The sequence below is a fragment of the Paenibacillus sp. VTT E-133280 genome (assembly GCF_002264385.1).
GTDB classification, from domain to species: Bacteria; Bacillota; Bacilli; order Paenibacillales; family Paenibacillaceae; genus Paenibacillus_AQ; species Paenibacillus_AQ nitricinens.
Window position 1 is genome coordinate 102415 of sequence record NZ_NFUX01000009.1, and the last position, 21947, is coordinate 124361.

Annotated in this window: 25 protein-coding genes; 11 read left to right on the forward strand and 14 right to left on the reverse strand. The window is 42.7% G+C overall.

What is annotated here, in order from left to right; translation table 11 throughout:
* Positions 1–256 precede the first annotated feature (256 nt).
* The 3 genes from CA600_RS06405 (at position 257) to CA600_RS06415 (ending at position 4250) form a co-directional block, all read left to right on the forward strand.
* A complete protein-coding gene (locus CA600_RS06405; protein ID WP_094869429.1) occupies positions 257–2002 on the forward strand; it encodes a DEAD/DEAH box helicase in 1746 nt (581 codons plus the stop codon).
* Complete coding sequence (locus CA600_RS06410) at positions 1999–3063, forward strand: YqhG family protein (RefSeq protein ID WP_094869430.1); 1065 nt, start codon at positions 1999–2001, stop codon at positions 3061–3063. Before CA600_RS06405 ends, CA600_RS06410 begins: the two co-directional genes overlap by 4 nt.
* Before the next feature lie 155 nt (positions 3064–3218).
* A complete protein-coding gene (locus CA600_RS06415) occupies positions 3219–4250 on the forward strand; it encodes a hypothetical protein (RefSeq protein WP_094869431.1) in 1032 nt (343 codons plus the stop codon).
* Positions 4251–4422: 172 nt separating this feature from the next.
* Here the strand turns inward: CA600_RS06415 and CA600_RS06420 are convergent, their stop codons facing one another.
* Positions 4423–4611, reverse strand: coding sequence for a YqzE family protein (locus CA600_RS06420; RefSeq protein WP_076283115.1), 189 nt, complete (start codon positions 4609–4611; stop codon positions 4423–4425).
* A 182-nt stretch (positions 4612–4793) separates the two neighbouring features.
* Here CA600_RS06420 and CA600_RS06425 point away from each other — a divergent pair, with 182 nt between their 5' ends.
* Positions 4794–5546, forward strand: a complete 753-nt coding sequence (locus CA600_RS06425) for an N-acetylmuramoyl-L-alanine amidase (RefSeq protein WP_256989766.1) — start codon at positions 4794–4796, stop codon at positions 5544–5546.
* On the opposite strand, the gene CA600_RS06430 is transcribed toward CA600_RS06425, so the two are convergent.
* The 12 genes from CA600_RS06430 to CA600_RS06485 form a co-directional block, all read right to left on the reverse strand.
* Positions 5533–6393, reverse strand: coding sequence for a divergent polysaccharide deacetylase family protein (locus CA600_RS06430; protein ID WP_094869432.1), 861 nt, complete (start codon positions 6391–6393; stop codon positions 5533–5535). The two genes, CA600_RS06425 and CA600_RS06430, sit on opposite strands and share 14 nt — an antisense overlap.
* A gap of 105 nt (positions 6394–6498) precedes the next feature.
* Entirely contained in the window at positions 6499–7584 is a 1086-nt protein-coding gene (locus CA600_RS06435) for a glycerol dehydrogenase (RefSeq protein WP_094869433.1), read from the reverse strand.
* An 87-nt stretch (positions 7585–7671) separates the two neighbouring features.
* Positions 7672–8415 carry an SDR family oxidoreductase gene (locus tag CA600_RS06440; RefSeq protein ID WP_094869434.1) on the reverse strand — a complete coding sequence of 248 codons (744 nt, stop codon included), beginning with the start codon at positions 8413–8415 and terminating at the stop codon, positions 7672–7674.
* 188 nt (positions 8416–8603) lie between these two features.
* The gene (locus tag CA600_RS06445) at positions 8604–9194 is read right to left on the reverse strand and encodes a TetR family transcriptional regulator (RefSeq protein WP_094869435.1); all 591 of its coding nucleotides are present in this window, start codon (positions 9192–9194) and stop codon (positions 8604–8606) included.
* A 193-nt stretch (positions 9195–9387) separates the two neighbouring features.
* Positions 9388–10299: an alpha/beta hydrolase gene (locus tag CA600_RS06450; RefSeq protein ID WP_179281555.1), complete on the reverse strand. Its 912-nt coding sequence runs from the start codon at positions 10297–10299 to the stop codon at positions 9388–9390.
* 68 nt (positions 10300–10367) lie between these two features.
* The gene (locus CA600_RS06455) at positions 10368–10775 is read right to left on the reverse strand and encodes a MerR family transcriptional regulator (RefSeq protein WP_094869437.1); all 408 of its coding nucleotides are present in this window, start codon (positions 10773–10775) and stop codon (positions 10368–10370) included.
* Between the two features lie 125 nt (positions 10776–10900).
* Entirely contained in the window at positions 10901–11329 is a 429-nt protein-coding gene (locus tag CA600_RS06460) for a DinB family protein (RefSeq protein ID WP_094869438.1), read from the reverse strand.
* 3 nt (positions 11330–11332) lie between these two features.
* Positions 11333–11860: a HugZ family pyridoxamine 5'-phosphate oxidase gene (locus CA600_RS06465; protein ID WP_094869439.1), complete on the reverse strand. Its 528-nt coding sequence runs from the start codon at positions 11858–11860 to the stop codon at positions 11333–11335.
* Positions 11861–11904: 44 nt separating this feature from the next.
* Positions 11905–12684 carry an ABC transporter ATP-binding protein gene (locus CA600_RS06470; RefSeq protein WP_094869440.1) on the reverse strand — a complete coding sequence of 260 codons (780 nt, stop codon included), beginning with the start codon at positions 12682–12684 and terminating at the stop codon, positions 11905–11907.
* Position 12685: 1 nt separating this feature from the next.
* Positions 12686–13675 carry a FecCD family ABC transporter permease gene (locus CA600_RS06475; protein ID WP_094869441.1) on the reverse strand — a complete coding sequence of 330 codons (990 nt, stop codon included), beginning with the start codon at positions 13673–13675 and terminating at the stop codon, positions 12686–12688.
* Between the two features lie 16 nt (positions 13676–13691).
* On the reverse strand, positions 13692–14729 hold the full coding sequence (locus CA600_RS06480; protein ID WP_094869442.1) for an ABC transporter substrate-binding protein: 1038 nt from the start codon (positions 14727–14729) through the stop codon (positions 13692–13694).
* A 442-nt stretch (positions 14730–15171) separates the two neighbouring features.
* On the reverse strand, positions 15172–15633 hold the full coding sequence (locus CA600_RS06485) for a hypothetical protein (RefSeq protein WP_143812112.1): 462 nt from the start codon (positions 15631–15633) through the stop codon (positions 15172–15174).
* On the opposite strand from CA600_RS06485, the gene CA600_RS06490 reads away from it, so the two are divergent.
* From CA600_RS06490 to CA600_RS06500, 3 genes are all read left to right on the forward strand, one after another.
* Positions 15625–15765 (forward strand): MerR family transcriptional regulator, encoded by a 141-nt coding sequence (locus CA600_RS06490; RefSeq protein ID WP_280786886.1) that lies wholly within the window; start codon positions 15625–15627, stop codon positions 15763–15765. The two genes, CA600_RS06485 and CA600_RS06490, sit on opposite strands and share 9 nt — an antisense overlap.
* Positions 15722–16270, forward strand: a complete 549-nt coding sequence (locus CA600_RS06495; RefSeq protein WP_143812113.1) for a hypothetical protein — start codon at positions 15722–15724, stop codon at positions 16268–16270. Before CA600_RS06490 ends, CA600_RS06495 begins: the two co-directional genes overlap by 44 nt.
* Before the next feature lie 86 nt (positions 16271–16356).
* Positions 16357–17604, forward strand: a complete 1248-nt coding sequence (locus tag CA600_RS06500) for a S8 family peptidase (protein WP_094869446.1) — start codon at positions 16357–16359, stop codon at positions 17602–17604.
* On the opposite strand, the gene CA600_RS06505 is transcribed toward CA600_RS06500, so the two are convergent.
* Entirely contained in the window at positions 17596–18405 is an 810-nt protein-coding gene (locus CA600_RS06505; protein ID WP_094869447.1) for a class I SAM-dependent methyltransferase, read from the reverse strand. The two genes, CA600_RS06500 and CA600_RS06505, sit on opposite strands and share 9 nt — an antisense overlap.
* Before the next feature lie 230 nt (positions 18406–18635).
* Between CA600_RS06505 and CA600_RS06510 the strand changes: the two genes are divergently transcribed.
* Genes CA600_RS06510 through CA600_RS06525 form a run of 4 tightly spaced genes read left to right on the forward strand, consistent with a single transcriptional unit; the run spans position 18636 to position 21148 of the window.
* The gene (locus CA600_RS06510; RefSeq protein WP_042186911.1) at positions 18636–19007 is read left to right on the forward strand and encodes a GntR family transcriptional regulator; all 372 of its coding nucleotides are present in this window, start codon (positions 18636–18638) and stop codon (positions 19005–19007) included.
* Entirely contained in the window at positions 19004–19897 is an 894-nt protein-coding gene (locus CA600_RS06515; protein ID WP_094869448.1) for an ABC transporter ATP-binding protein, read from the forward strand. Before CA600_RS06510 ends, CA600_RS06515 begins: the two co-directional genes overlap by 4 nt.
* The gene (locus CA600_RS06520; protein ID WP_094869449.1) at positions 19894–20577 is read left to right on the forward strand and encodes a hypothetical protein; all 684 of its coding nucleotides are present in this window, start codon (positions 19894–19896) and stop codon (positions 20575–20577) included. Before CA600_RS06515 ends, CA600_RS06520 begins: the two co-directional genes overlap by 4 nt.
* 40 nt (positions 20578–20617) lie before the next feature.
* Positions 20618–21148, forward strand: coding sequence for a hypothetical protein (locus CA600_RS06525; RefSeq protein WP_094869450.1), 531 nt, complete (start codon positions 20618–20620; stop codon positions 21146–21148).
* Positions 21149–21947: the final 799 nt, after the last annotated feature.

Genomic DNA, 21947 nt, shown 5'->3' on the forward strand with positions numbered 1-21947 from the left:
AAAAAATCACATTTTCATGCTTTTGTCACAATATATTGTGTGCGTCAGCTTTTAAACTATACCACATATTGTATCGAAGGTCTTTTTCGAAAATAGAGTCAAGCAGCCGAAATATCGCAAACCTTGCCGCGTTTTCTCGCTTTTACTCTCTTTTTTAAAGGCTATCAAGAAAAATAGAAGGTTATGAATTCTCTTGTTTAAGAGCATACTACTCCTACGAATGATGATATAAATTAGCACCTGAGGAGGCTGTACCATGACGCAATTATTCCGTAATTCTCTACCTCACAAAGGTGGAAAGTCAGCGCCTATACTGCCTGTTCCTCTTTCTTTTGACCGGAATTGGCTACAGGATCTTGAACTTAAACTAGATAAAGGTGGTCCGTGGGGAGACTACCGTCTGTCCAAGCTTGCCTTGCAGGGTGAACAAACGGGTCTAGTAACAAGCTTCGATGAGCTGCAATGCATGAAGCATTTATCCGGATTATCCCCGCTTCCTCATCAGCTCGATACCGCGCATAAGGTTCTGTTTGAGATGTCGGGCCGCGCGATTCTTGCAGACGAGGTTGGACTAGGAAAGACGATTGAAGCAGGACTTGTACTCAAGGAATATCTTGTCCGCGGTCTAGTCTCTAAAGTGCTTATTCTGGTACCCGCTTCCCTCGTATTGCAGTGGGTCCGCGAGCTGAATGCCAAGTTTGGCATCTCTGCTGTTGCACAGAAAAAGGCATATTCCTGGGGGAATGCGATTGTCGTCGCATCTATGGATACCGCGAAGCGCGATCCTCATAAAGAAATGCTGCTGGAAAATGAATATGACATGTTGATTATTGATGAAGCGCATAAGCTGAAGAATAAGAAATCGACCAATTATCTATTTGTGCAGCAATTACGTAAAAAATATTGCCTGCTCCTAACCGCTACTCCCGTTCAGAATGATCTGGGCGAGCTATTTAATTTGATCACTTTACTGAAACCGGGGCAATTAGGAAATCAGGGTGATTTTGCTTCGAATTTCGTCGTTGATAAACGTCAACCTAAGAATGAAGGTCAGCTAAGGGACGAGCTATCGAAGGTGATGATCCGTAATCGGCGTGGCGAAGGTCCAGTTAACTTTACGAAACGAAAAGTCCGTAATATCCCGCTAGTTCTTTCACAGGAAGAGAGAGTATTATATGACGCTGTCACTTCTTTTGTTAAAGATCAGTATCAGGAATCAGGCGGCAATCTTAGCAGCATGCTTTCCTTGGTAACGCTTCAGCGTGAGGTGTGCAGCAGTAGGGATGCCGTCTTCATCACTTTAGTTAATCTGATCAAGAAGCTGCCCGCTGATTCGCCGAAACGCGATCGGATGATGGAGCTATTGCAGACACTTCGTACGGTTAAGACCAATACTAAAGCCGAAACAACACTATCTCTCATTCAAGAAATGAATGAAAAGGTCATCGTTTTTACGGAGTATCGCGCGACTCAAGAATATTTGCTTCAGTATTTCCGCGAACATGGGCTAATGTGTGTTTCTTATTCCGGCGGGATGAATCGTGGTAAAAAGGACTGGATGATGGACCTCTTCCGCGGTCGTGCTCAAGTCATGATCGCTACTGAGGCTGGTGGTGAGGGCATTAACCTGCAGTTCTGTCACCATATGATCAACTTCGATCTGCCTTGGAATCCCATGAGAGTAGAACAACGGATTGGGCGGGTGCACCGGTTAGGTCAGGAAAATGACGTGGTTATCTATAATTTATCCACACAAGGTACGATTGAAGAACATATCCTTCATCTGCTACACGAGAAGATCAATATGTTCGAAATGGTCATTGGCGGGCTGGATGTGATTCTGGAGCGTTTTGAGAAGAAAGAATCGCTGGAGAAAAGTTTATACAAAATCATGCTCGAATCCCGCTCCGATGAAGAGCTGCGAAATGAGCTTGATCATATCGGTGAATCCCTAAGTGAGTTGACTCAGGGTATCAAAAAGGAAAGTGAGACTGCGACATGACCCTCAACTCACAGGAAGTACGTAAACATGTAATGGATTATCTGGAGGCTACAGAATGTTCCATTATTGAAGTATCGCCCATTCACGTAACTGTAAAGCTATCACCAAGAGCTGACAAAATGCTTACAGATCGACCTTATTATTGGGGATTCGTGGAGCGTACTGGTGTTGATCCGGAGACACTCTCTTTCACCTTTGTTTTTGATCCGGAAAAATACGATAATCAGGCAGCTATAGAAGTTCCGCCAGCGGTAAATCGCAGCATCGGAGCATTGAACCCGCCAATTACCGGAAGTCCAGTGGTAGATGCGTCAACCGATATTGAGGCCAGCGCGGATCTATTAGATTCAGCAACACCTGAAAATAATGTGGTTCATGTCCCTTCCTCAAATCCAGAGGATAGCATCCTAGCCCGCTACTTCGGTATTGTACCAGCGCTGCCTCGCATTGGACCTGGCATGATAAGACGTGAAGATATCATCTATGGTAGCAAGCGCCTGCAGCAAATTTGGAGTGCGGCCCAAGATGAAGGGAAATGCCTTTACTTATTTGAAGATCCCGGTAGCAGGCAGCGGAATACACTCTTCTCTGCAGCCTATGAACCATGGCTCGGCGTCTGCTATAAAGTGGAGATGAGCTGCGATTTGAAACGGGAAGAACTGCATTATCTTGGAATCTCTCTGACAAAAGGGACCATCATTGATGACTTCAACGCTAAGATAGCCTCTCTGGAGATGATCCCCCGTTTACCAGAAAACGTCCATATTCAGCCTTATGAATTAACAGTGACAGTCGCTACAGATTTATTAGAGGCTCATCTTACCTCACATCTGGCCGAACTCGATTACACTTGGGCAGAACAGGCACGTGAGCGTCTTAGAATCGAGCTGGCTATCATTGATATTTATTACGGAGAGCTGCTGAAAGAGCCTGATGAAGAAAAGCGTTTAGGCACTCAGGAGCAGTATAACCGTCGTCGGCAGGAGACCATCTGGCAATATGAGCCCCAAATTGCAGTTTCTGCGATAACCTACGGACTGTTTCATCTGCGAAGCCTATAGAATGCGACCCTACTCGCTAAAAGCAGGCAAAAAAACAAGAGAACTTTTGCCTTGAGGCGCGACAGCAAGCAACAGCCTTTTTATAGCCTGTCCACTACAATAGAGTAAAGCTTAACTTTCCTGACATTTCTTAACAAAGAAAGGTGATCGACGCCATGAAAATAAGTTTGCGGCGGAGGCTGAAACTTGCGGGACAAGGATGCCTCCTCCTGCTTCTAAGCTTTGGACTGTTTGTATCCAGTTCTGGTTCCCCTTCAGCGCTGGCGCTGGCCAGAGTAAGTGTGATCCAGTCAGTCACACAGGATGTAATTCCTGTATTGAAGATGAGTACCTTACCTTCTCCCAGTACGGTCCAAGAATTCGCTAAGGCTACACTGAACAAGCTCGCTGCAGATGCTCCATTTACAGCCTGGAAGGATGCAGGGATAGAATATTATCCCCTTGGTCCAGGTACTCATGGCTGGCTTGTAAATGTGATGAAGGGCGAAGAGCGGATCGGATACATGATCATTTCCGCCACCGATACAGGCGGATATATGCTAAGTGAATATGGAGCCGGCACTTATGGACTCCCATACAGTTTAAATGATCTGCGCCAGTTTTTGGTGCAGAAGGGTCTCATTACATCATCTTTTTCAGGACAAATAAAACTTACTGCTTTATATGCACCGCTTCTACCGGTCTGGAAAATAACCATTGACGAAAAGACGGTTTACATTAATGCTTCCGTGCCGCAAATTTTACCTTGGACACTAAGCAAGGCGGAAGAAGTTCTTAAAGAGCAGCCTCCTGCAACAGATGTAATTACTAATCTTAATCCTGACGTATCACCGCTATCGGCCTTCAATAGTGGAGGGTCAGATGATCCTTACGAAGATATCCTATGGCTGACGGCTCCTAAACTAACTACAGTGAGCGGCGACAATATCGCGCTTCTGATTAGACCCAAGGAAAGCATCGCTTATCAGGCTGCCGGACGAAATGACCTAGTCGGAGGACCGTTTATGATTACAGGCTATCAGAGCTGGCAGTCTTCTCAAGGTCAAGCTGAGAACAATAAAACTACCGTATATGCGGCCTCAGGCCCTGAAGGAAAACGATACTTGCCACTCGCTTCACTACAAAATAATGGAACACTGCATAAGCTCCCAACCAGAACGACCAAAGCACTCGGATATAATCGTTAACACAAGCATAAATGCCTTCGGCGTCCTTATGAGGACGGTAAGTGTTTATGCGAGAAATAGAAGGATAATTTATAACGTAAGCATATAAATTCTTATATTTAAACAAACGCAAATAACCTTCCACTGCCACCCATGAATAATGGCACTGGAAGGTTATTTGCTATTTAAACGTTTATTCTTTTTTGCCATGACTCCACTTGCTTCGCCAGATAGACCACCCAAGCGGGAGCATGCCGAACCATTTCTGTGACCACGGCTGCTTCGTAGCCGCTCTGCGAGCATGAATGGCACGCGGATCCTCGATATATACGACTACCTTCTCCGTTATATACTTTACAAGCTCATCGCCACCGGAAGCCATTTTAACACCTCCTAAAATGTACGTAAATTCAGATTATCAGCATCCGTTCCATGGTCTTAGTGTGCACCACTCCACTTGGATCTAAACTACAGACTTCTGATTTGTCGAATAGGTTTACCTATTAAAGCACAATCTAACAAAGAATCCAGAAGACGTTATTCACTTGCAAGGAGGCGTTTCACTTGAACAACTGGAGAAAACAACCCTTTCCCAGAACAGCAGCTGCTATATTTGGCTTTCGAATCACTTTAACTACCCTAGGACTACTAATGTTGTTTATGGGCAGCTCCTTAGCCTCTGCGACACCAGAGAAACCCGTGATGAAGGATGACCGTCAGCATTTATTAGGTCACGGTCACCGTATGATTCTAATTGATGCGGGACACGGAGGCATCGATGGTGGAACTTCCTACGGTAATATTCTTGAAAAAGATATCACGTTAGATATCTCACGTCGATTATTTCTACTTCTGGGTAGCGATGGCTTTGACGTTGCTTTAAACCGCAATGGAGATTATGCCCCAAGTGATGAGAACCGCTGGCTGCGTAGTAAATCTCGACATCTGCGGGATCTTGCACAGCGTAAAGAACTTGCTGAGACATTACCTGCTACTGTAGTGGTAAGCATCCATATTAACTGGGCGCCTTCCCCATCCAAACATGGTCCACTTGTATTGTACCGTCAAGAGGGCCGTAGCTTCATCCTTGCTAAGTCCATTCAGCATCAGCTAAATAATCTTTATGATGTCGAAGCTCATCCACGACCAGGTAAGCCCTTTTATTTACTCAACAAAATAACCGCCACAACGGTTATCGTTGAGGCGGGTTTTGTAAGCAGTCCGACTGACCGAGCAAAGTTATGCACCCCTAAAGGGCAGCAACAAATCGCTGAAGCCATCGCTGATGGTATTGTAGCTTATCTTATGGAAGTTTAAGTTGGGAGCTCCATTTCATCTCGTTTTTAACCAGATCAGAGATCCCTATAAACTCAACATTGTCTTTCATCTGTTCAATACCGCTGCGGATTCCTGCGGCGGTCTCTTTCCCAAATACACCAACATGACCGATCGTTACACAAAATCGTTGATCCTTTGCCATGTCTTTGACGAGACCCATTTGTTTCAGAACATGACTTGCTGTATGTGTGTCATCTAAAAAGATATGGTTCTCTACGCGTGGGAGACCCATTCGATAAGCCATATTACCAGCAACAGAACGGTAGTTGGTCTTGCTGTCTACAAAAAATAATCCTCGTTCTTTGCATACAGATAAGATCACCGCCATAATCCGCTCATCCCCGGTAATTTTCGAGCCCATATGGTTATTTATCCCGATCGCATAAGGAACATTATCGAGTGCTGCCTCAACCTTTTGTCGCACTTCCTCATCGGACATTTTGGCCAATATGGCTCCCGGTCCAAGCCATTTAGGATTACCTTGGCGCGGCTCCATCGGCAAATGAACCAGAACATCATCTCCGCGTTCATGGGCGCGGGTCGCATCCTTTACCGATGTAGGTAAAAAAGGCATGACGGCTACAGTAAGCTTTATCGGTAACGAGAACATTTCATCTGTCCCCTTCATGCCATTGCCGAAATCGTCAATAATGATAGCGACCTTATCACGTTTTGGTGCACTCTCTTCAAGCTGCGTAGTTGTAGCGTTGTCTTTAGACGTGGCAGCAGAGACAGCCGGCGTAGCCGGAACAATTGTGGTAATCAATACTGCAGCAACAGCAAGCCAATTCAGTAAGTAACGTTTAACCTTTCGACTGTCCTTCATCAAGAGGAACGCCTCCTTCGTCTTAAACAATTGTTCTCATTGTTTGGTTCACGAAGGTTAAATATGTACGAGGAGGGTTCGCAATAATTTACAATCGAGCTGTTGCTAATGCCCGCGCTCGTCTGTGGCAAGGATTGCTTCCAGCACATCCACAGATTGAACTTCAAATGGCATATTCTTCATTGGGCTATCCTGGGAGCAGCTAGCTTCTGCCACCACCATTAATTTATCGATCTCGCTACTGGTAATCCCAAGCTCCTTAAGTGTAACGGGAAGGCCGACTTTTTTGCAGAAAGCAATGACCTGAGCGATCTCATCTTCTGAAGCCTTCTCCAAGACCAACTGCACGATCGTAGCAAAGGCAACCTTCTCACCATGTAGCACATTCCTGCATCCCTCATGCAGGGTCAGTCCGTTATGAATAGCATGGGCTGCAGCAAGCCCACCGCTCTCAAACCCAACGCCGCTCAAATAAATATTTGCTTCAACAATATGTTCCACTGCAGAAGAGGTGATCCCCTGTTTAACATCCAGGAGTGCGGATTCACCTCCAGCAAGAAGTGTGTCCAGACAAGCACGTGCTAAAGAGAACGCTGCGATTGTGCCAGTCCCGCCTGCATGAGTAACCGCTCCAGATTCACGGCAAGCTCTTGCTTCGTAATAGGTGGATAAAGCATCACCCATTCCAGCCGCCAGCAATCTTGCAGGGGCTTTAGCGATGATATCGATATCTGCGATCACCATCTCAGGATTTCTTTTTAATGGAAGGTAACAGTCGAAGTCACCTTCGTCCGTATACAACACTGATAAAGCGCTGCAAGGTGCATCCGTCGAGGCCACTGTGGGTACAATAACTACCGGGAGATCCTCCATGTGGCTTACTGCTTTTGCCGTATCTAGGGTCTTGCCTCCACCGATTCCTAAGACAACTTCAACGTCCTCCAGGCCAAGTTCCAGCACTATCTCATCCACCTGATTCCGGCTGCACTCACCCTTGAGTTCGCGCATCATAAGGGGAATATCGTTCATTTCAAAGCTGTGTAAGATATCCTCCTTGTACATGGACAAAATATAAGGATCTATAATCGCAAAAGCTCTTTTCACGCCTAGCTGTAAACAATAATCTGCCAGCTTACGGATTTCGCCATGCCCCTGAATATATTTAGTCGGTGAACATAAGATCTGCGTCATGGTTTCACTCCTCTTTTTGTATATTCTTTTATTCTAAGGAGTGTTGCATCAGACTGGCTATAAATAAAGATGCTATCGACTTTTGTCTTAAATAAATCCCCCGTTCACTCGAATCGTCTGGCCCGTAACCCACTGTGATTCCTTACTGGCTAGAAACAGCACTACACTCGAGATATCCTCAGGCTCACCCAACCGTCCAAAAGAATTCATACTCCCAACATTCGCAATCTCTTCAGCTGACTTTCCCACGGTAAATAGCTCAGTATTCACTGGACCCGGAGAGACCGCATTAATCGTAATTCCTTTTCGTCCAAATTCTTTAGCTAACTGACGAGTGAATTGTTCCACAGCTCCCTTTGTTCCCGCATAAACGCTGTAGGTTGGGAACATCTGACCTGTCACTGATGTCGAGAAATTAATGATCCGTCCGTTCTCACCCATATGTTTAGCCGCTTGCTGGCAAGCAAAAAAGGTACCCTTCACATTGATGGCGAACTGTTTGTCGAAGTCTTCTTCCGTCATACTCGCAATCGGCTTTGTGATCATAATGCCTGCGTTGTTAACGAGAATATCGATTTGTCCATAAGCTTCCAATGTGGCTTGGAATAATTGTTCCAGCTCTGTCACTTGGCTGATATCCGCCCGGATAGCGATAGCTTCTCCACCCTTTTGCTTAATTTCGTTCACAACTTCCTCTGCCTTACCTGAACTGCTTGCATAATTAACAACAACCTTCGCACCATGCAACGCCAAGTTCTCCGCAATTTCTCGTCCCATACCTCTTGAAGCTCCAGTCACTAATGCAACTTTTCCAACCAAATTTTGTTCCATCATTTATTCCCCCTATTCGTTTGTCTTTCTTGTTGGTCTGATTATAAATCGAACACCCGCAAATAACAAGTGACAATTATTATTTTTTGTCATTCAATATAATTGTTCTCCAGACGCAAAAAAACCTTCCGATCTTCATCAAAAGGTTTAGTCCATCATTTTTCTATTATGAAATATGCTATAACAATTTATGACGAAATTCCGGAAAGCATCAAATCCCAAACGGAGGCAAACTCCTGATCAATCGAACCCGACTGCCACTCTTTCGCGTGAGCAGGATGATGAAATCTTGATGTTGCATTAAAAATAGCTCTTGCCGTAACCTCTGATTCCAATGCTTTAAACTCCCCGGTTTGTATACCTTTTTCAAGAATGCGTGCGAGTTGTCCAATTAATTGATCTACGTGTTGGGTAATCATATCTACGGCTTCTAAAGTTACAGAGGCGTACATAGCAAACATTTCGGAATCATCTACAGCATAGCTTCGTTTACTGCGAACTAGAGTATCTAACCACAGACGTAGCTGCACTTTGGCATTCCCATCAAATTGCTCCGTAACGTCCTTCAATGGGGCTAAAATATTTTGATGCAACCATCTTTCGGTTACCGATTCGCGCAAAGCTGCTTTACTGGAAAAATGTCTATATAGCGTACCATGACTAACCTTCAGTACCCTCGCTACATCAACAACTGAAGTCTTATCCGGGCCAAAACGCCGGAGCACTTGTTCAGCCGCATCCAAAATGTTTTCTTTAGATAATGGAAGATCATTCGACATTGGTATTTCCCCTCGCTCTATTTCTGATGGTACTTATCATAGCATATAATATTCAAAAATGAACTGACAATAACGTTACTTTGTCATTTGTTGAATCAATCCAATTCTCATCAGCCGCTGAGTACCTACCATATCCCAACAACAAAAAACCTCCCTGATTTCTCAAGAAGGTTCATTACTTTCATCTACTTTCTCACTCGTCCAGCTTCGCCCTAACAAACTTGCCAATCTTCGAAATCGCCTGCTCTGCTTCTGGGAGCATGTACGCTAAGAAATGAAAAACACTCCACATCTTCTCCCATATTTCCAGTTCCACATGAACCCCCGCTACTCTCGCCTCTTCAGCCAATCTCGTTGAATCACTTAAAAGCACCTCATGGTCGCCTACTTGGACGAGTAAATCAGGCAATCCCTGCAAATTCATTCTTAACGGCGATAATATTGAAGCCCTCTCGGTTCGACTACCTACATATGCATCGAGTATACGTTTATTTCCCTCTAAGCTACCTGTCGGATCAAGCGATGCACGACTCTGATACGATTCTCCGTCTAGATGGACAAGATCCGTATGAGGTGAGATTAAAAAAGCACCCGCTGGTAACTCCCTCCCCTCATCCCTCAACGAAATCAGAGTCATCAGCGCAAGGCTGGCTCCCACAGAATCTCCCCCAAACAGGATGTCACGGGCAGAATATCCATTCGCAAGCAACCACCGGTAAGCCCCTATACAATCTTCATTAGCAGCGGGATAGATATACTCGGGTGCAAGACGATACTCAATCATTAGTACTTTCATACCACTAGCTTTTGCAATTCGTGATACCAGATCCCGATAAAATTCACAAGTGCCTGCAATAAAACCACCACCATGAAAATAAAGTATCACTTTATCATCAGTTGGGGCTGATTCCACAGGAATGATCCACTCCCCACTTAATGTCCCAATCCTGACCCGCTCGACTGTAACATCAGAATGGCTAGGCAGACTCGCAGCCGCCTCAATCATTTCTTGCCGAATTTGCGCTACAGATTTACTTTCAAAGCGGTTTGTTTGTTTTAAATAGTCTTTGATCGCTGCAAGCTGTTCTATACTCGTTTTGTCCATATTCATTATCCCTCCTACAGATCTCTTCCTCTCGAATTGTAAAGCCTGTAGGAGACTACAAGGTCAAGTTAAGATTCCATTTTTAGTATTTCTAGCGTCGATTGCACGCCTGGATGCTTATCCGTGGCTAATAAATTTTTCCTCAAATCTGCAAGTGCGGTGAGCTTTATTTCCTGTTTTGCAATTTCACTACGGACTCGCTCCATTTTTTTATCTACAACGTTTACAAAATCATCTATGCTAATGCCACTGCTTTCCGATTTTAACAGTGCCTTTTTAATTTCCTTTAGGGTGAACCCGCATAGCTTTGCATTTTGGATAAACGTTAGTCGGTTTAGCGCCTCTTCAGAATAAAGACGGTATCCAGCTTCTGAACGCAAAGGTGATCTAATTAGTCCGAGTTCCTCATAATACCTCAGTGTTTCCATATTCACATTTGCCATCTTGGCCATTTGGCCTCGCAAGTACTCCGTCATGATCTACGCCCCCTTGGATTGCCTATATTATACCAAAATCCAGATAATCCAGATCATACAGAGGGTATCACACACAAAAAAACGGCATTTCTGCCGTTTCCCGATGTCTACTCTACTCTTTTACCTTACAGCACTTCACTTCGAACCGCATTTTTCTGAATCATAGAAATCTGTCCGGCATGAATACCTGTGTGATACATAAGTCTGCTTATTGCTTCAAGCGGAGTTGATGTGCCAAAAGACGACTCTACGCTTTCATGCCAAGCATCTTCCGGAAGCTCCCGCATCGCTGCAATTAGATTCTCATTAGAAGACGTCAGCAGGTCCACCAGCTCACTTAATGTAGTATATGCTGCATCGTCGGCTTGAGGTTTAGGTCTGCCAAAGAACCACTCTGCAAACATAAATTCTACCTCGGCATTATGAGAAATCAATCCTCCGATGGATGAATTCCCTAATTTAAGATTTAAATCTTCTTCCGGCAATGCCTTCACCATTTTATGAAACCGCTCTTGAACCGCTTGCCAGATGGGCAGTATTGAAGTTATAGTCATCGGCTATTTGCTCCCTTGTACTGTTGCTTCTTCATCTTTCTTCTTATCAATAACAACGTGATTAAATATATTTGCATCTACATCAATATCGAAGGCCAATCCAAAACCAACAACATAACGCCCCTTTAACGGATTCAGTTCGAAAAGGGAAAAATCCAGTCCGCGCAGCAATTTCAGCATAGCTTCACCATGATCAGCATTGAACAATTCAAAGATATCCTCATGTCCATCATTGCCGATATTGTTTGAGGTACAGCTCCAGCGCACACGCTCAGTTGCAAATTTATTGTTTGTTTCAGACTCATCCGCAATTAGAAAAGCATCCACAAAATCATTATTTTCCATATAGCCATAGTGCTCTGCAATCTTACTAATATAAATATACAGCTTGCCGTCTTTCTTTACGAAAGGCGCATAGCTAATAAAGGGCTTTCCTTCATCATCAATTAAACTCAGAATCAGATTCTTGCGTTTATTAATAAATTGTAAGTAGTTTTCTTTATTTTTTTCTACATCTACTGGCTTCTTCATACAAAAATCCCTCCATGAATAGGTTGTGTAATGACACTATGAATCTATCGAACGGTACTCAACAAATGAATACGAGGTTTCTTCTCTGTAGGCACATACTGGACTTCCGCATCCATCCGGTATATATCCCTTATCATATCGGTTGTCATGACTTCATTGGGTGTGCCATACATCGCCTTCTCACCCGCCTGCACTACAACAATACTATCGCTATAAGCAGAAGCTTGATTGAGATCATGCAGCACCATCACTACGGTCATGCCCATATCTTGATTTAACTCGCGAACAAGCTCAAGCACTTCATGCTGATGCGAGATATCCAAGTACGTGGTGGGTTCATCAAGCAACATGATCAAAGGGCGTTGTGCTAAAGCCATTGCAATCCAGGCTCGCTGTGATTCTCCACCTGACAATGAAGCCACTGCTCGGTCCTTATACTCTATCAAATGTGTCTTTTCAAGGGCCCAATGAACAATGTCCATATCCTCTTGGTTTAATCTTTCAAACCACTTTTTGTGTGGATATCTGCCATACGAGACCAGATCGATCACAGTCATATCACTCGGTGCTTGATTTTTCTGGCTCAGCATGCACATTTTTCGTGCGACTTGTTTGGCGCTCATGGTCTTCAGATCCGTACCATCGAGTATGACCGTACCCGTGTGATAAGGAATTAGCCGTGATATCGCTTTGAGCAAAGTGGATTTACCGGAGCCGTTCGGTCCTATAATGGAGACGATCTCACCTTTTTTTACGGAAAAAGAGAAGTTGTTAATCACGCTTTTCTGCTCATACCGAATCGAAATGGAATCGACAGTAAACATGTTAGAACGCCTTCTTTCTCATCAGGTATAGAAAATAGGGTCCGCCAATCACAGCCATAAGGATACCCGCAGGGATATCTAGGGGTGCAAACAGGGTACGTCCACCTGTATCCGCAATTAACAGAACCAAAGCACCAAGAGCCATACTCATCGGCAAAAGATATTTGTAATCTGAACCCACAAGCAATCTCGCCATATGAGGTACAACTAGACCGACAAATCCGATCATTCCAATGGCTGCTACAGAAATAGCCGCTAGAAATACTGCCAGCAAGGAGAGCAGGATACGAATTCGGTTCACATTTTCCCCCAGATTCGAAGCCACCTGATCACCCAGACGAATGATATTTGCCTTACGAATGGCAAAGAACGATAAGATCCAACCTGCAATCGCATATGAGAAGACCATCATCAACGCATTATTCCCTTTTGCCGCAAGACTGCCGTTAAGCCATTGAACCGCTGCAGGAAGTCTATCACTGTACATGATTGTTAATAGCCCAATGAGTCCTCCGCAAAGCGCATTCACAGCAACGCCAGATAAAATAATAGTAATCGGTGAAATACCGGTTCGTCTCCACGCTAATGCATATACAATACCGGCAGCAATCAGCCCTCCAACAAAAGCGGCAATCGGAATGAACTCAGTATACTGTGGTGCAGCAAGCATTATGACAAGAACACATGCAGCCGCGCCACTAGTTACACCCGTCAATCCAGGATCAGCAAGTGGGTTACCCATCACAGCTTGCAGCAGTGCGCCCGAGATCGCTATATTCGCTCCGATGATCATCGCCAGTAACACACGCGGCAATCGAATATCCCAAATGATGGTGGCATTCACCGCCTTAGACGATGAACCAAAGATCGTACTTAGTATGTCTGATACCGGAATGAATACAGAGCCTAATCCGATGGCAATAATCGCGGCTACGAGCGCTAATAGAACCGTTACAATAACAACTATTCTGCTACGAGATGTATTTATCACTTGCTGTCTCCTTTAATTATTCATAGAAGTATTTTGCGATTTCAGTTAGGGCTGTTTCTGCGTTAATAATCGAAGTTACACCGAACACACTGTAATCTAAAATCTGGATTTTGTCGTTTTTATAAGCGGACAGCTTCGTCCAAGTTTCATTTTTCTCTATTTCTTTTTTAAATTTGTCCTTGGTCGCTCCGTGGTCACCTGAAGCCAATACGAGAATAACGTCAGGATCAGCTGCTACGACGTTTTCCATGTTTATAGGAGAGTAAGTATCTGTAACTTTAAGTACAGAAGTAGCGATATTATCAGCGCCAAGCTTCTTAACCAAGCTACCCAGATAAGATTTCTCACTCATAACCATGAAGGAATCAGCGGTTCCAATAACGAGCATCACGCTCGGCAGTTCTTTTCCTTCGGCTAATTTGCTTAGCTCATTCTCTTTATCCAAAATCTTACTCAAAGCCGTATTCATTTCATCTTTTTTATTAAAATAAGTGCCTAATACTTTAAGGCTAAGCTTTAAATCCTCAAAGGATTCTGTGCGTAGATATGCTTTTTGCAAGTCCATGCCTTCCAGTGTCTTATCCAGCGTGCTTCGAAGCGATTCTGCCCCCAGCAGCAAGTCTGGCTCAAGCTTTGTTACTACTTCAAGATCCGGTGCCATTGGCGAGCCAATTTTATCTATCGATTCAAAGTCAGCAGGGATTGGATTGGTGGAGGTTGGCACCCCAACTGGTGTGATTCCAAGCAAATAGAGCATTTCTGTTAATGGGACAGATGTAGTTACAATTCGCTGTGGAGCTGTGGCTGGAAACTGGCTTAATGCTTCATTGAACAATGCTTCATCTACACCATCATTCTCCAGACTGTACACCTTTCCAGCATCCGCTGTTTTCGCTGCTTCTGTTGCATTCGCTGCATTTGCTTCTTTCGTTTCATTAGCAGCTGTATTCGTTACAGCTTCATTCTTGGTTTGATTGTCCGCTGTATTGGTGGACGAACATGCAGTCATTGCAGTAAGCGCTGCAACCACCAGAAGTACTAATAATTTCTTCAAAATCTATCCCTCCGAGTATGTATAATTATACGTTTCATGTAGTGATAATGATTTTCATTTTCATCTACCATTCCTATGATAATGGTTATCATTGAGAAGTGTCAAGAATTTTATTTAAATTTTATGCCAGCAAAAACGCCTTAAACATCCCAATTAAAAAGGACAACCTTTCTTGTAGATAAATAGGAATTCAGTATTGAATGAAGTTTTCACTTTTTTTAAATTAACAAAAAAACCACATCTAAAGGACGTGGTCAATATGCATAATAAACCTAAATATTTAATTATAGAATGGAGTGAATCTTCACTTATTTCTCTTCTCGTTCTTCTTCCGTTAGCCCTGGACATACATAACACTTCTCGCCATCCTCACGGCAATAATAGAGGCAGCAGGAGGAACGTAACACTAGTCGCTCTCCTGCATGATACGGTAATTCAAGGATCATCTATTGCTCTCTTCTTCACTCTGAATAACTAGTTGATACTCCACTTTTGCTTTGTCTTGTTCAAACAAACATAGCTTACCACGACGCAGATTATTTCTGCCACTACTTAAAGAAAGCCATAAGCCGATATTACCCAATATTAAAGGAAGGATAAAGAAATTCCCTATCAACAAGACATATCGTAAAATCGCCAAAATCGCGGATGTTCTAGGATTGTTAATAGCTGTATACAGAGCGTTAATAATAATATTGGCCCCCACAAAGATAAAATTAACGCTATAAAATGTGATGATCTCACTGGATGTATTCATGACCTGAAGATTGTCTTTTACAAAAAGAGAATTAAAGGGAGATTTAAAAATAATCAGTATTGCAGTACAAACCACACCAACCAATGTAACTATTCTAATGGCTACCGCTATCAGTTCTGATACACAACTATCGAGACCTTGCGGCATTATGACCGAATCGACCTGCTGAAGCCTGCAAAAGTAGATCCCTCCTCTGGTTATCGCTATTATTCAGATAAAGAGCTAATTTATCTGGATGTCATTAACTTCTGCAAAAAAAAAGAATATGCCACTTCATAAGATTAAAGATGTTTTTACGAATGATAATCTTGATTATATGATTAGTTTTCTAAAAACAAAGGAAGAGGAAATAGAACAGGAAATTAAGCAGCTCAAAAAGACGAAATTACAACTTGGAATTTTACGAGAACAATACGAAAACCATGCTTATTTATCTGATGTTCCCCTATCCTCTACCCATTTTTCAACCAAAGTCTCGGGACAAAGAGCAATCGTCAAAATTCCGTCACTACAGAAACCCAGCCTCGAAAGTTTCCATCAACTGCAGAATGCATTGAATCAACAGCTTGGAGATGAGCCAAAAGATGCATTTGCTTTTGATCTACCAAAAGGAACTTATCTCAATGGTTATTGCTCAGAGCAGCAGAGAATGGAAACGATGCAGAATATCACTGCGTATGCTAAAGCCGAATATACGGAGATTCCATTCGTCATCCAGTCAGTAATTTTCACCGGAATGTTTCAGTGGGTTTATGAGATTCAAGTATTGTTAAAATCTGCATGATCTATTCCTAGTTTCGTAGATTCGTAGATTCGTACCCACTGGATCAGTGGTGCATATAATGCACTTGTGAGGTGATCCATTAATAAATGAGCCGACAATTGTGGCTAGAGCAATACAATTCAAGAATCCATAGGGCGCTAAGAAAAAGAATTCAACACTCCCAAGTCCGTCGCGGTACATCCGCTAAAATCCCTATCATTATTAAATTCAAACAAAAAATGACCCCGGCACAGCTGAAGTCATTACAAAAACATCTAGAATTACACGACTTTCCTATCAAACATCATCTTCCTATACTAAATTCTGTATCATCACTAGTTTCGATGAACTGTCTGAAACAGATGTGCAGTTGGCATGGAATCGATAAAATCTATGTAGACGGAATTAAAAAAACATCACTTTATATAGCGACACCATCCATCGGTTCTACATCCGTCCAAAAGAAACAGGGACTTACCGGAAAAGGAATCAACATTGCCATTCTTGACACAGGAGTGTATAGACACCCTGATCTGATTCAGCCCTGTAACCGTATCGTAGTTTTTAAAGATTTTATCAATCACAGAAAACTTCCCTACGACGATAACGGTCATGGAACACATATCGCAGGCGATGCGGCAGGCAACGGATGGATGAGCAAAGGAAAATACAAAAGCCCTGCTCCAGAGGCAGGGATCGTCGGTGTTAAAGTACTCGATAAAAATGGTGACGGATATGACTCCACGATTATTAAAGGAATCGAGTGGTGTATTGCGAATCGAAAGCGACTAAAACTACGTATCCTTTCGATGTCATTAGGGGGTACGGTAAATTCACCTTGTTCTGACGATCCGCTGTGCCAAGCCGTAGAAAAAGCAATAAAGGCTGGACTCACTGTTGTGATTGCAGCTGGAAATAGCGGCCCTGGACGCAGGACGATAGAATCTCCTGGTATTAGTCCTTCTGCAATTACCGTAGGTGCAGTGGATGATCGCCGCACGCTCACACAAAAGGACGACCGGATTACTTCATATTCAAGCCGCGGACCTGCACCTGGAGGGCGAAAGAAACCAGACCTCGTAGCTCCTGGCGAGACCATTATTTCTCTTCGTGCGCCTCACTCCAAGCTAGATCGCGAGCTTCCTTACTTGCGGATCGCTAAAAATTATTTTGTACTGTCCGGTACCAGCGTCTCAACCCCAATAGTCTCCGGTGTGATCGCTCAATTGTTGCAGAGAAATCCATCTCTATCCCCTAAGCAAGTAAAATGCATACTGAAAAAGAACATATTCACTCTTAAACTAAAACCTAACACAGCCGGCTCTGGTGAGATTAATGCGAGATTCTTATTGTGATTTTGCTTCCTTCTTTAAAGCTGTGATAACAGAAACTGACAACACTTCAGTAAATTTACCCATAGGCTCAATTTCTAATAAAGAAGATTTCAAATCCGCTTCAAATTGTTCTAAGTGATCTCCAAATAAACGCTTTGAAGCATAGGATGTGGAATACAAATTTCCAAGAATAGAATCCACCGTCCATGTCACTGAATAACTCGGTAAAATCAATCTTTCCACATCCTTAAAACTAGATCGCGCAACAATATCCTCATGTCTTTCATTAGGATGAGTATAGATGCTGTCTCCTGCTATTCTTTCGTTACCTAACCAGCGTTTTACTACTTCATTTACCTTAAGCTGCCAAGATAATGGCTCATGCCCTACATTAAAAGTATCAATAATCGCTAATCCACCATTATCGATCAAACTATGATGTAGAATTTCAAGAAGGGCTGTCCTATCCATCCAATGAAAGGCTTTGGCCAGGATGGTAAGACGGAAGGAACCCCAGTCGTTCTGCAACTCTTCTGCTCTACCAAGTATCCAACTAACGTTATCTACCCTATGGAGTGTTGATAGACGATTAGCCTCTTCCAACATTTCACTTTCCGTATCTACACCTATCATTTCTTCAAACCAATCACTAAATCTTAATCCCAGCTGACCCGTACCACACCCTAAATCAAGCAGACGGCCTTCTCCGTTAAGCGAAAACTTCTGAATTAAGTACCGAATAAGGGATGAAGGATACTGCGGCCGATATTCTGAATAGTACACTGCCGTACCTTTAAATAAATCCGGACCATATCCATTCATAGGTTCACCCTTCTCTTGTTTTCTAATAGGACAAAATCATAGCAGACATCCAACTAAAATAAAAGGCAGTTCGGTTTGACCGAACTGCCTTTTATTTATGCTGATACGGCAATTCGCTGGATTTGGGCTCAAAGGATCAAAAAATCCACATAGAAATGATTGACAAATAAGTCCATTACATATATGGTTAATTACATAACTAACTAACCAATGAACATGGCGGTGAATACATGGGAAGCTTAATGGATGATACTCGACCAATATTTATGCAGATCGCCGAACGGATAGAAAATGACATCATCGAAGAAACACTCCTGGAGGAATCACAGGTTCCTTCTACAAATCAATTTGCTGTTTTTTACCAGATCAATCCGGCTACGGCTGCGAAAGGTGTGAATTTGCTTGTCGACCAAGGAATTTTATACAAAAAGCGAGGTATCGGCATGTTTGTAGCTTCTGGAGCGCGCACAGTATTGATGGAAAAGAGAAAAGAACAATTTTATGAGCAATATGTTGTAACTATGATCCGTGAAGCAGAGAAATTAGGAATTACGTTGGATCAATTAACGAAGATGATTCAGAGGGGAGATAATCGGTCATGAATGAAGTCGTTGAGATCAAGGGACTGACCAAGTCGTACGGAAAGGTAACCGTCATCCAAGACATTAATTTTTCTTTAGAAAAGAACAAAATCTATGGTCTGCTTGGCAGAAATGGTGCGGGGAAAACAACAATCATGCACATGATTACAGCACAGTTATTTGCTACAAGTGGTGATCTGAAGGTGTTCGGGGAACATCCCTACGAGAATAACCGCGTACTCAATCAGATTTGCTTCATTAAGGAAAGCCAAAAGTACCCAGATACGTACCGTATTATCGATGTTCTAGAGGTTTCTGCGTTATTTTTCCCTAACTTTGATCGGGACTATGCCCACTCTTTAATCAAAGACTTCAATCTACCCTTAAAAAGAAGAATAAAGAAGCTGTCCAGAGGTATGCTCTCGGCGGTGGGTATTGTAGTAGGTCTAGCTAGCCGAGCTCCCCTAACTATATTTGACGAGCCCTATTTAGGACTGGATGCTGTGGCTAGAAGCCTGTTTTACAATCGATTAATTGAGGATTATTCAGAATATCCACGAACAGTTGTCTTGTCTACCCATTTAATTGATGAGGTAAGCCAGCTGTTAGAGCATGTCATTGTTATCGACAACGGTAAGCTGATTATCAATGAGGATGCTGAAGCGCTTCGCGGGCGAGCCGCTAAGGTGATCGGTGCGACTGCGAAGGTGGAAGATTTAATCTCCGGTAAAGAGGTTATCTCTCGTGAATCCTTTGGCGGATTACTTTCTGCCACTGTTATTGGCTTAAACTCAACAGATCTAACACGTGCTGAGATGCTAGGTCTGGAGATCTCCCCTATCTCTTTACAACAGTTAATTGTTCATCTCACAAATAGAAGATCTCAAGGAAAGGAAGTGGCAGCACAATGAACCATATGACAGGGATATTAAAAATGCACTACAAGGATAAATGGTTTTGGTTATTTATGCCTTGGATCATATTATTGTCCAGTTTTCTCGTCAATCTCGTCATAGCTTGTTTCATGCAAGAACCAATGTATACCGGTGGCCTAGTCTCTATCTTTATTTATATGTTTGTCATAGGTATCATCATTTTGGTTCAGACCTTCCCCTTTGCCTTGGGCTTAAGCATACGGAGGACAGATTATTTCTTCGGCACCTCCTTAATGGCCGTTATAACAAGTGCCGGCTTCTCACTTCTTCTGTTCCTGCTATCTATTGTAGAAACCAAATTAACACCTGGATGGGGTGTGCAGCTACATTATTTTCATATGCCATACTTGAATGACGGTACTGTCCTAGAGCAGCTGTGGATCTATTTCGTGATCATGTTGCATATGTTTTATTGGGGATTTGTTATCTCCAGTATCTTCCGCAGATTCGGCAGAAGTGGCCTATTCATTTTCGCAGCAGTCATGTTTATTGTGTACAGCGTCGCTGGATTGTTAATGACGTATTATCATTGGTGGGGAGATCTATTTAATTGGTTCGTTAGCCATACCGCATTTGAAATTGCCTTGTGGAGCATGCCTTTGACGGTCTTGTATGCACTCTTATCGTTTTGGATGCTTCGGAAGTCTACAGTATAAGGCACTGCCTCGAATATCTAAACATTATAGGAGGTACTGTATGGATTATGTGAGGGATTACGCCATGTATGCTTCTATATTCGGTATGTTTAGTTTTAGTTGGTTTGGTTGGGCACAAGAAAATCCCAGATCCAGCTGGCGAAAATATATTGGCATAGCTTCTGGTGTATCCCTTCTCATCTGCTTGATTGGTGTCTATTTAAGTGTGACGAACTGGGATGCTCCCTCCGTATTAAATGACAAGACATCTTTTGATAATTATCTAATTTCTGTCTATGTTGAATTATTTTTGGCTGGCGCTGGAGCTTCTATATTGATGAAATGTAAGTATAATGATTACGTTGCTCCTTGGATTTCTTTTATAGTGGGGATTCATTTTATTGGCTTAAAAAGTGTGTTTAACGATTTCAGTTTATACCTTTTAGCAGCACTTCTTGTTGCAATCTCTATCGTATCACTATTCATATCTAAAAAACTTAAGGTCGCAAACAGTGCAATTACAGGCATTGGTGCTGGGACAGTTTTGTTCGCCTTCGCTTTATTAGGGTTAATTCGATATTTATTAAGCTAAGTCATACCATGATCATCAGAACTTTCATGAACCATCCGCTCACATCTCAGAATCAAAATGATATACCTTTATTCACCCATACCCTTCACCGAACTAGAGAAAGCCTGCAAATGATCAGCTTTTTGTACATGATATCTTCCTCATTAAGTTCAAAAACTGAGAATGTACAGGTATATCCTCACGGATGGCTCGAAGATTTCTTCTGAAGTAAGAATTAATGCAAATTTGCAGAAATCAAGGTGTTAGCCACCCCCGTATTATTTATAAATGTAATTTTGTAGGCTGAGGCGACTATGGGAATTTCCGGGGGCAATTCTGGTGCATATATGCCTCACTTTCTACTTTTTCTCAGTCTCAATCACGGATATAGGGAATTCCTCCCTTTAAATTTACGCTTTTGTCCATAAATCGATGGATATAGGGAAAACCTCCCTTTAATTCATTGGATTTTATCGTATTTGGGGTTTTATCCGAATTTATAGGGAGTAATTCCTTATACTTATTGAAAATAACTGAATTCTAATAATTATAGGGAGAAATTCCCTATAATCTTGAATTCTCCTTTAATAAATCCAACTCCAATGCTCCCTGACTTTCCCTCAGATACATACCTATTTAAATACCTGTAAGTTCACTGTATTATACAAAACTCTTATGAACCTAGGCTCCATCCACAATGAAAATGTTATTCCCTTATCTAGGGTTACTGGTTAGTCAACCTTATATGCACGTAAAGAAAACTCCCTTGATTACTCAAGGGAGTTTCTAGTGATGCGGTCGAGAGGACTCGAACCTCCAC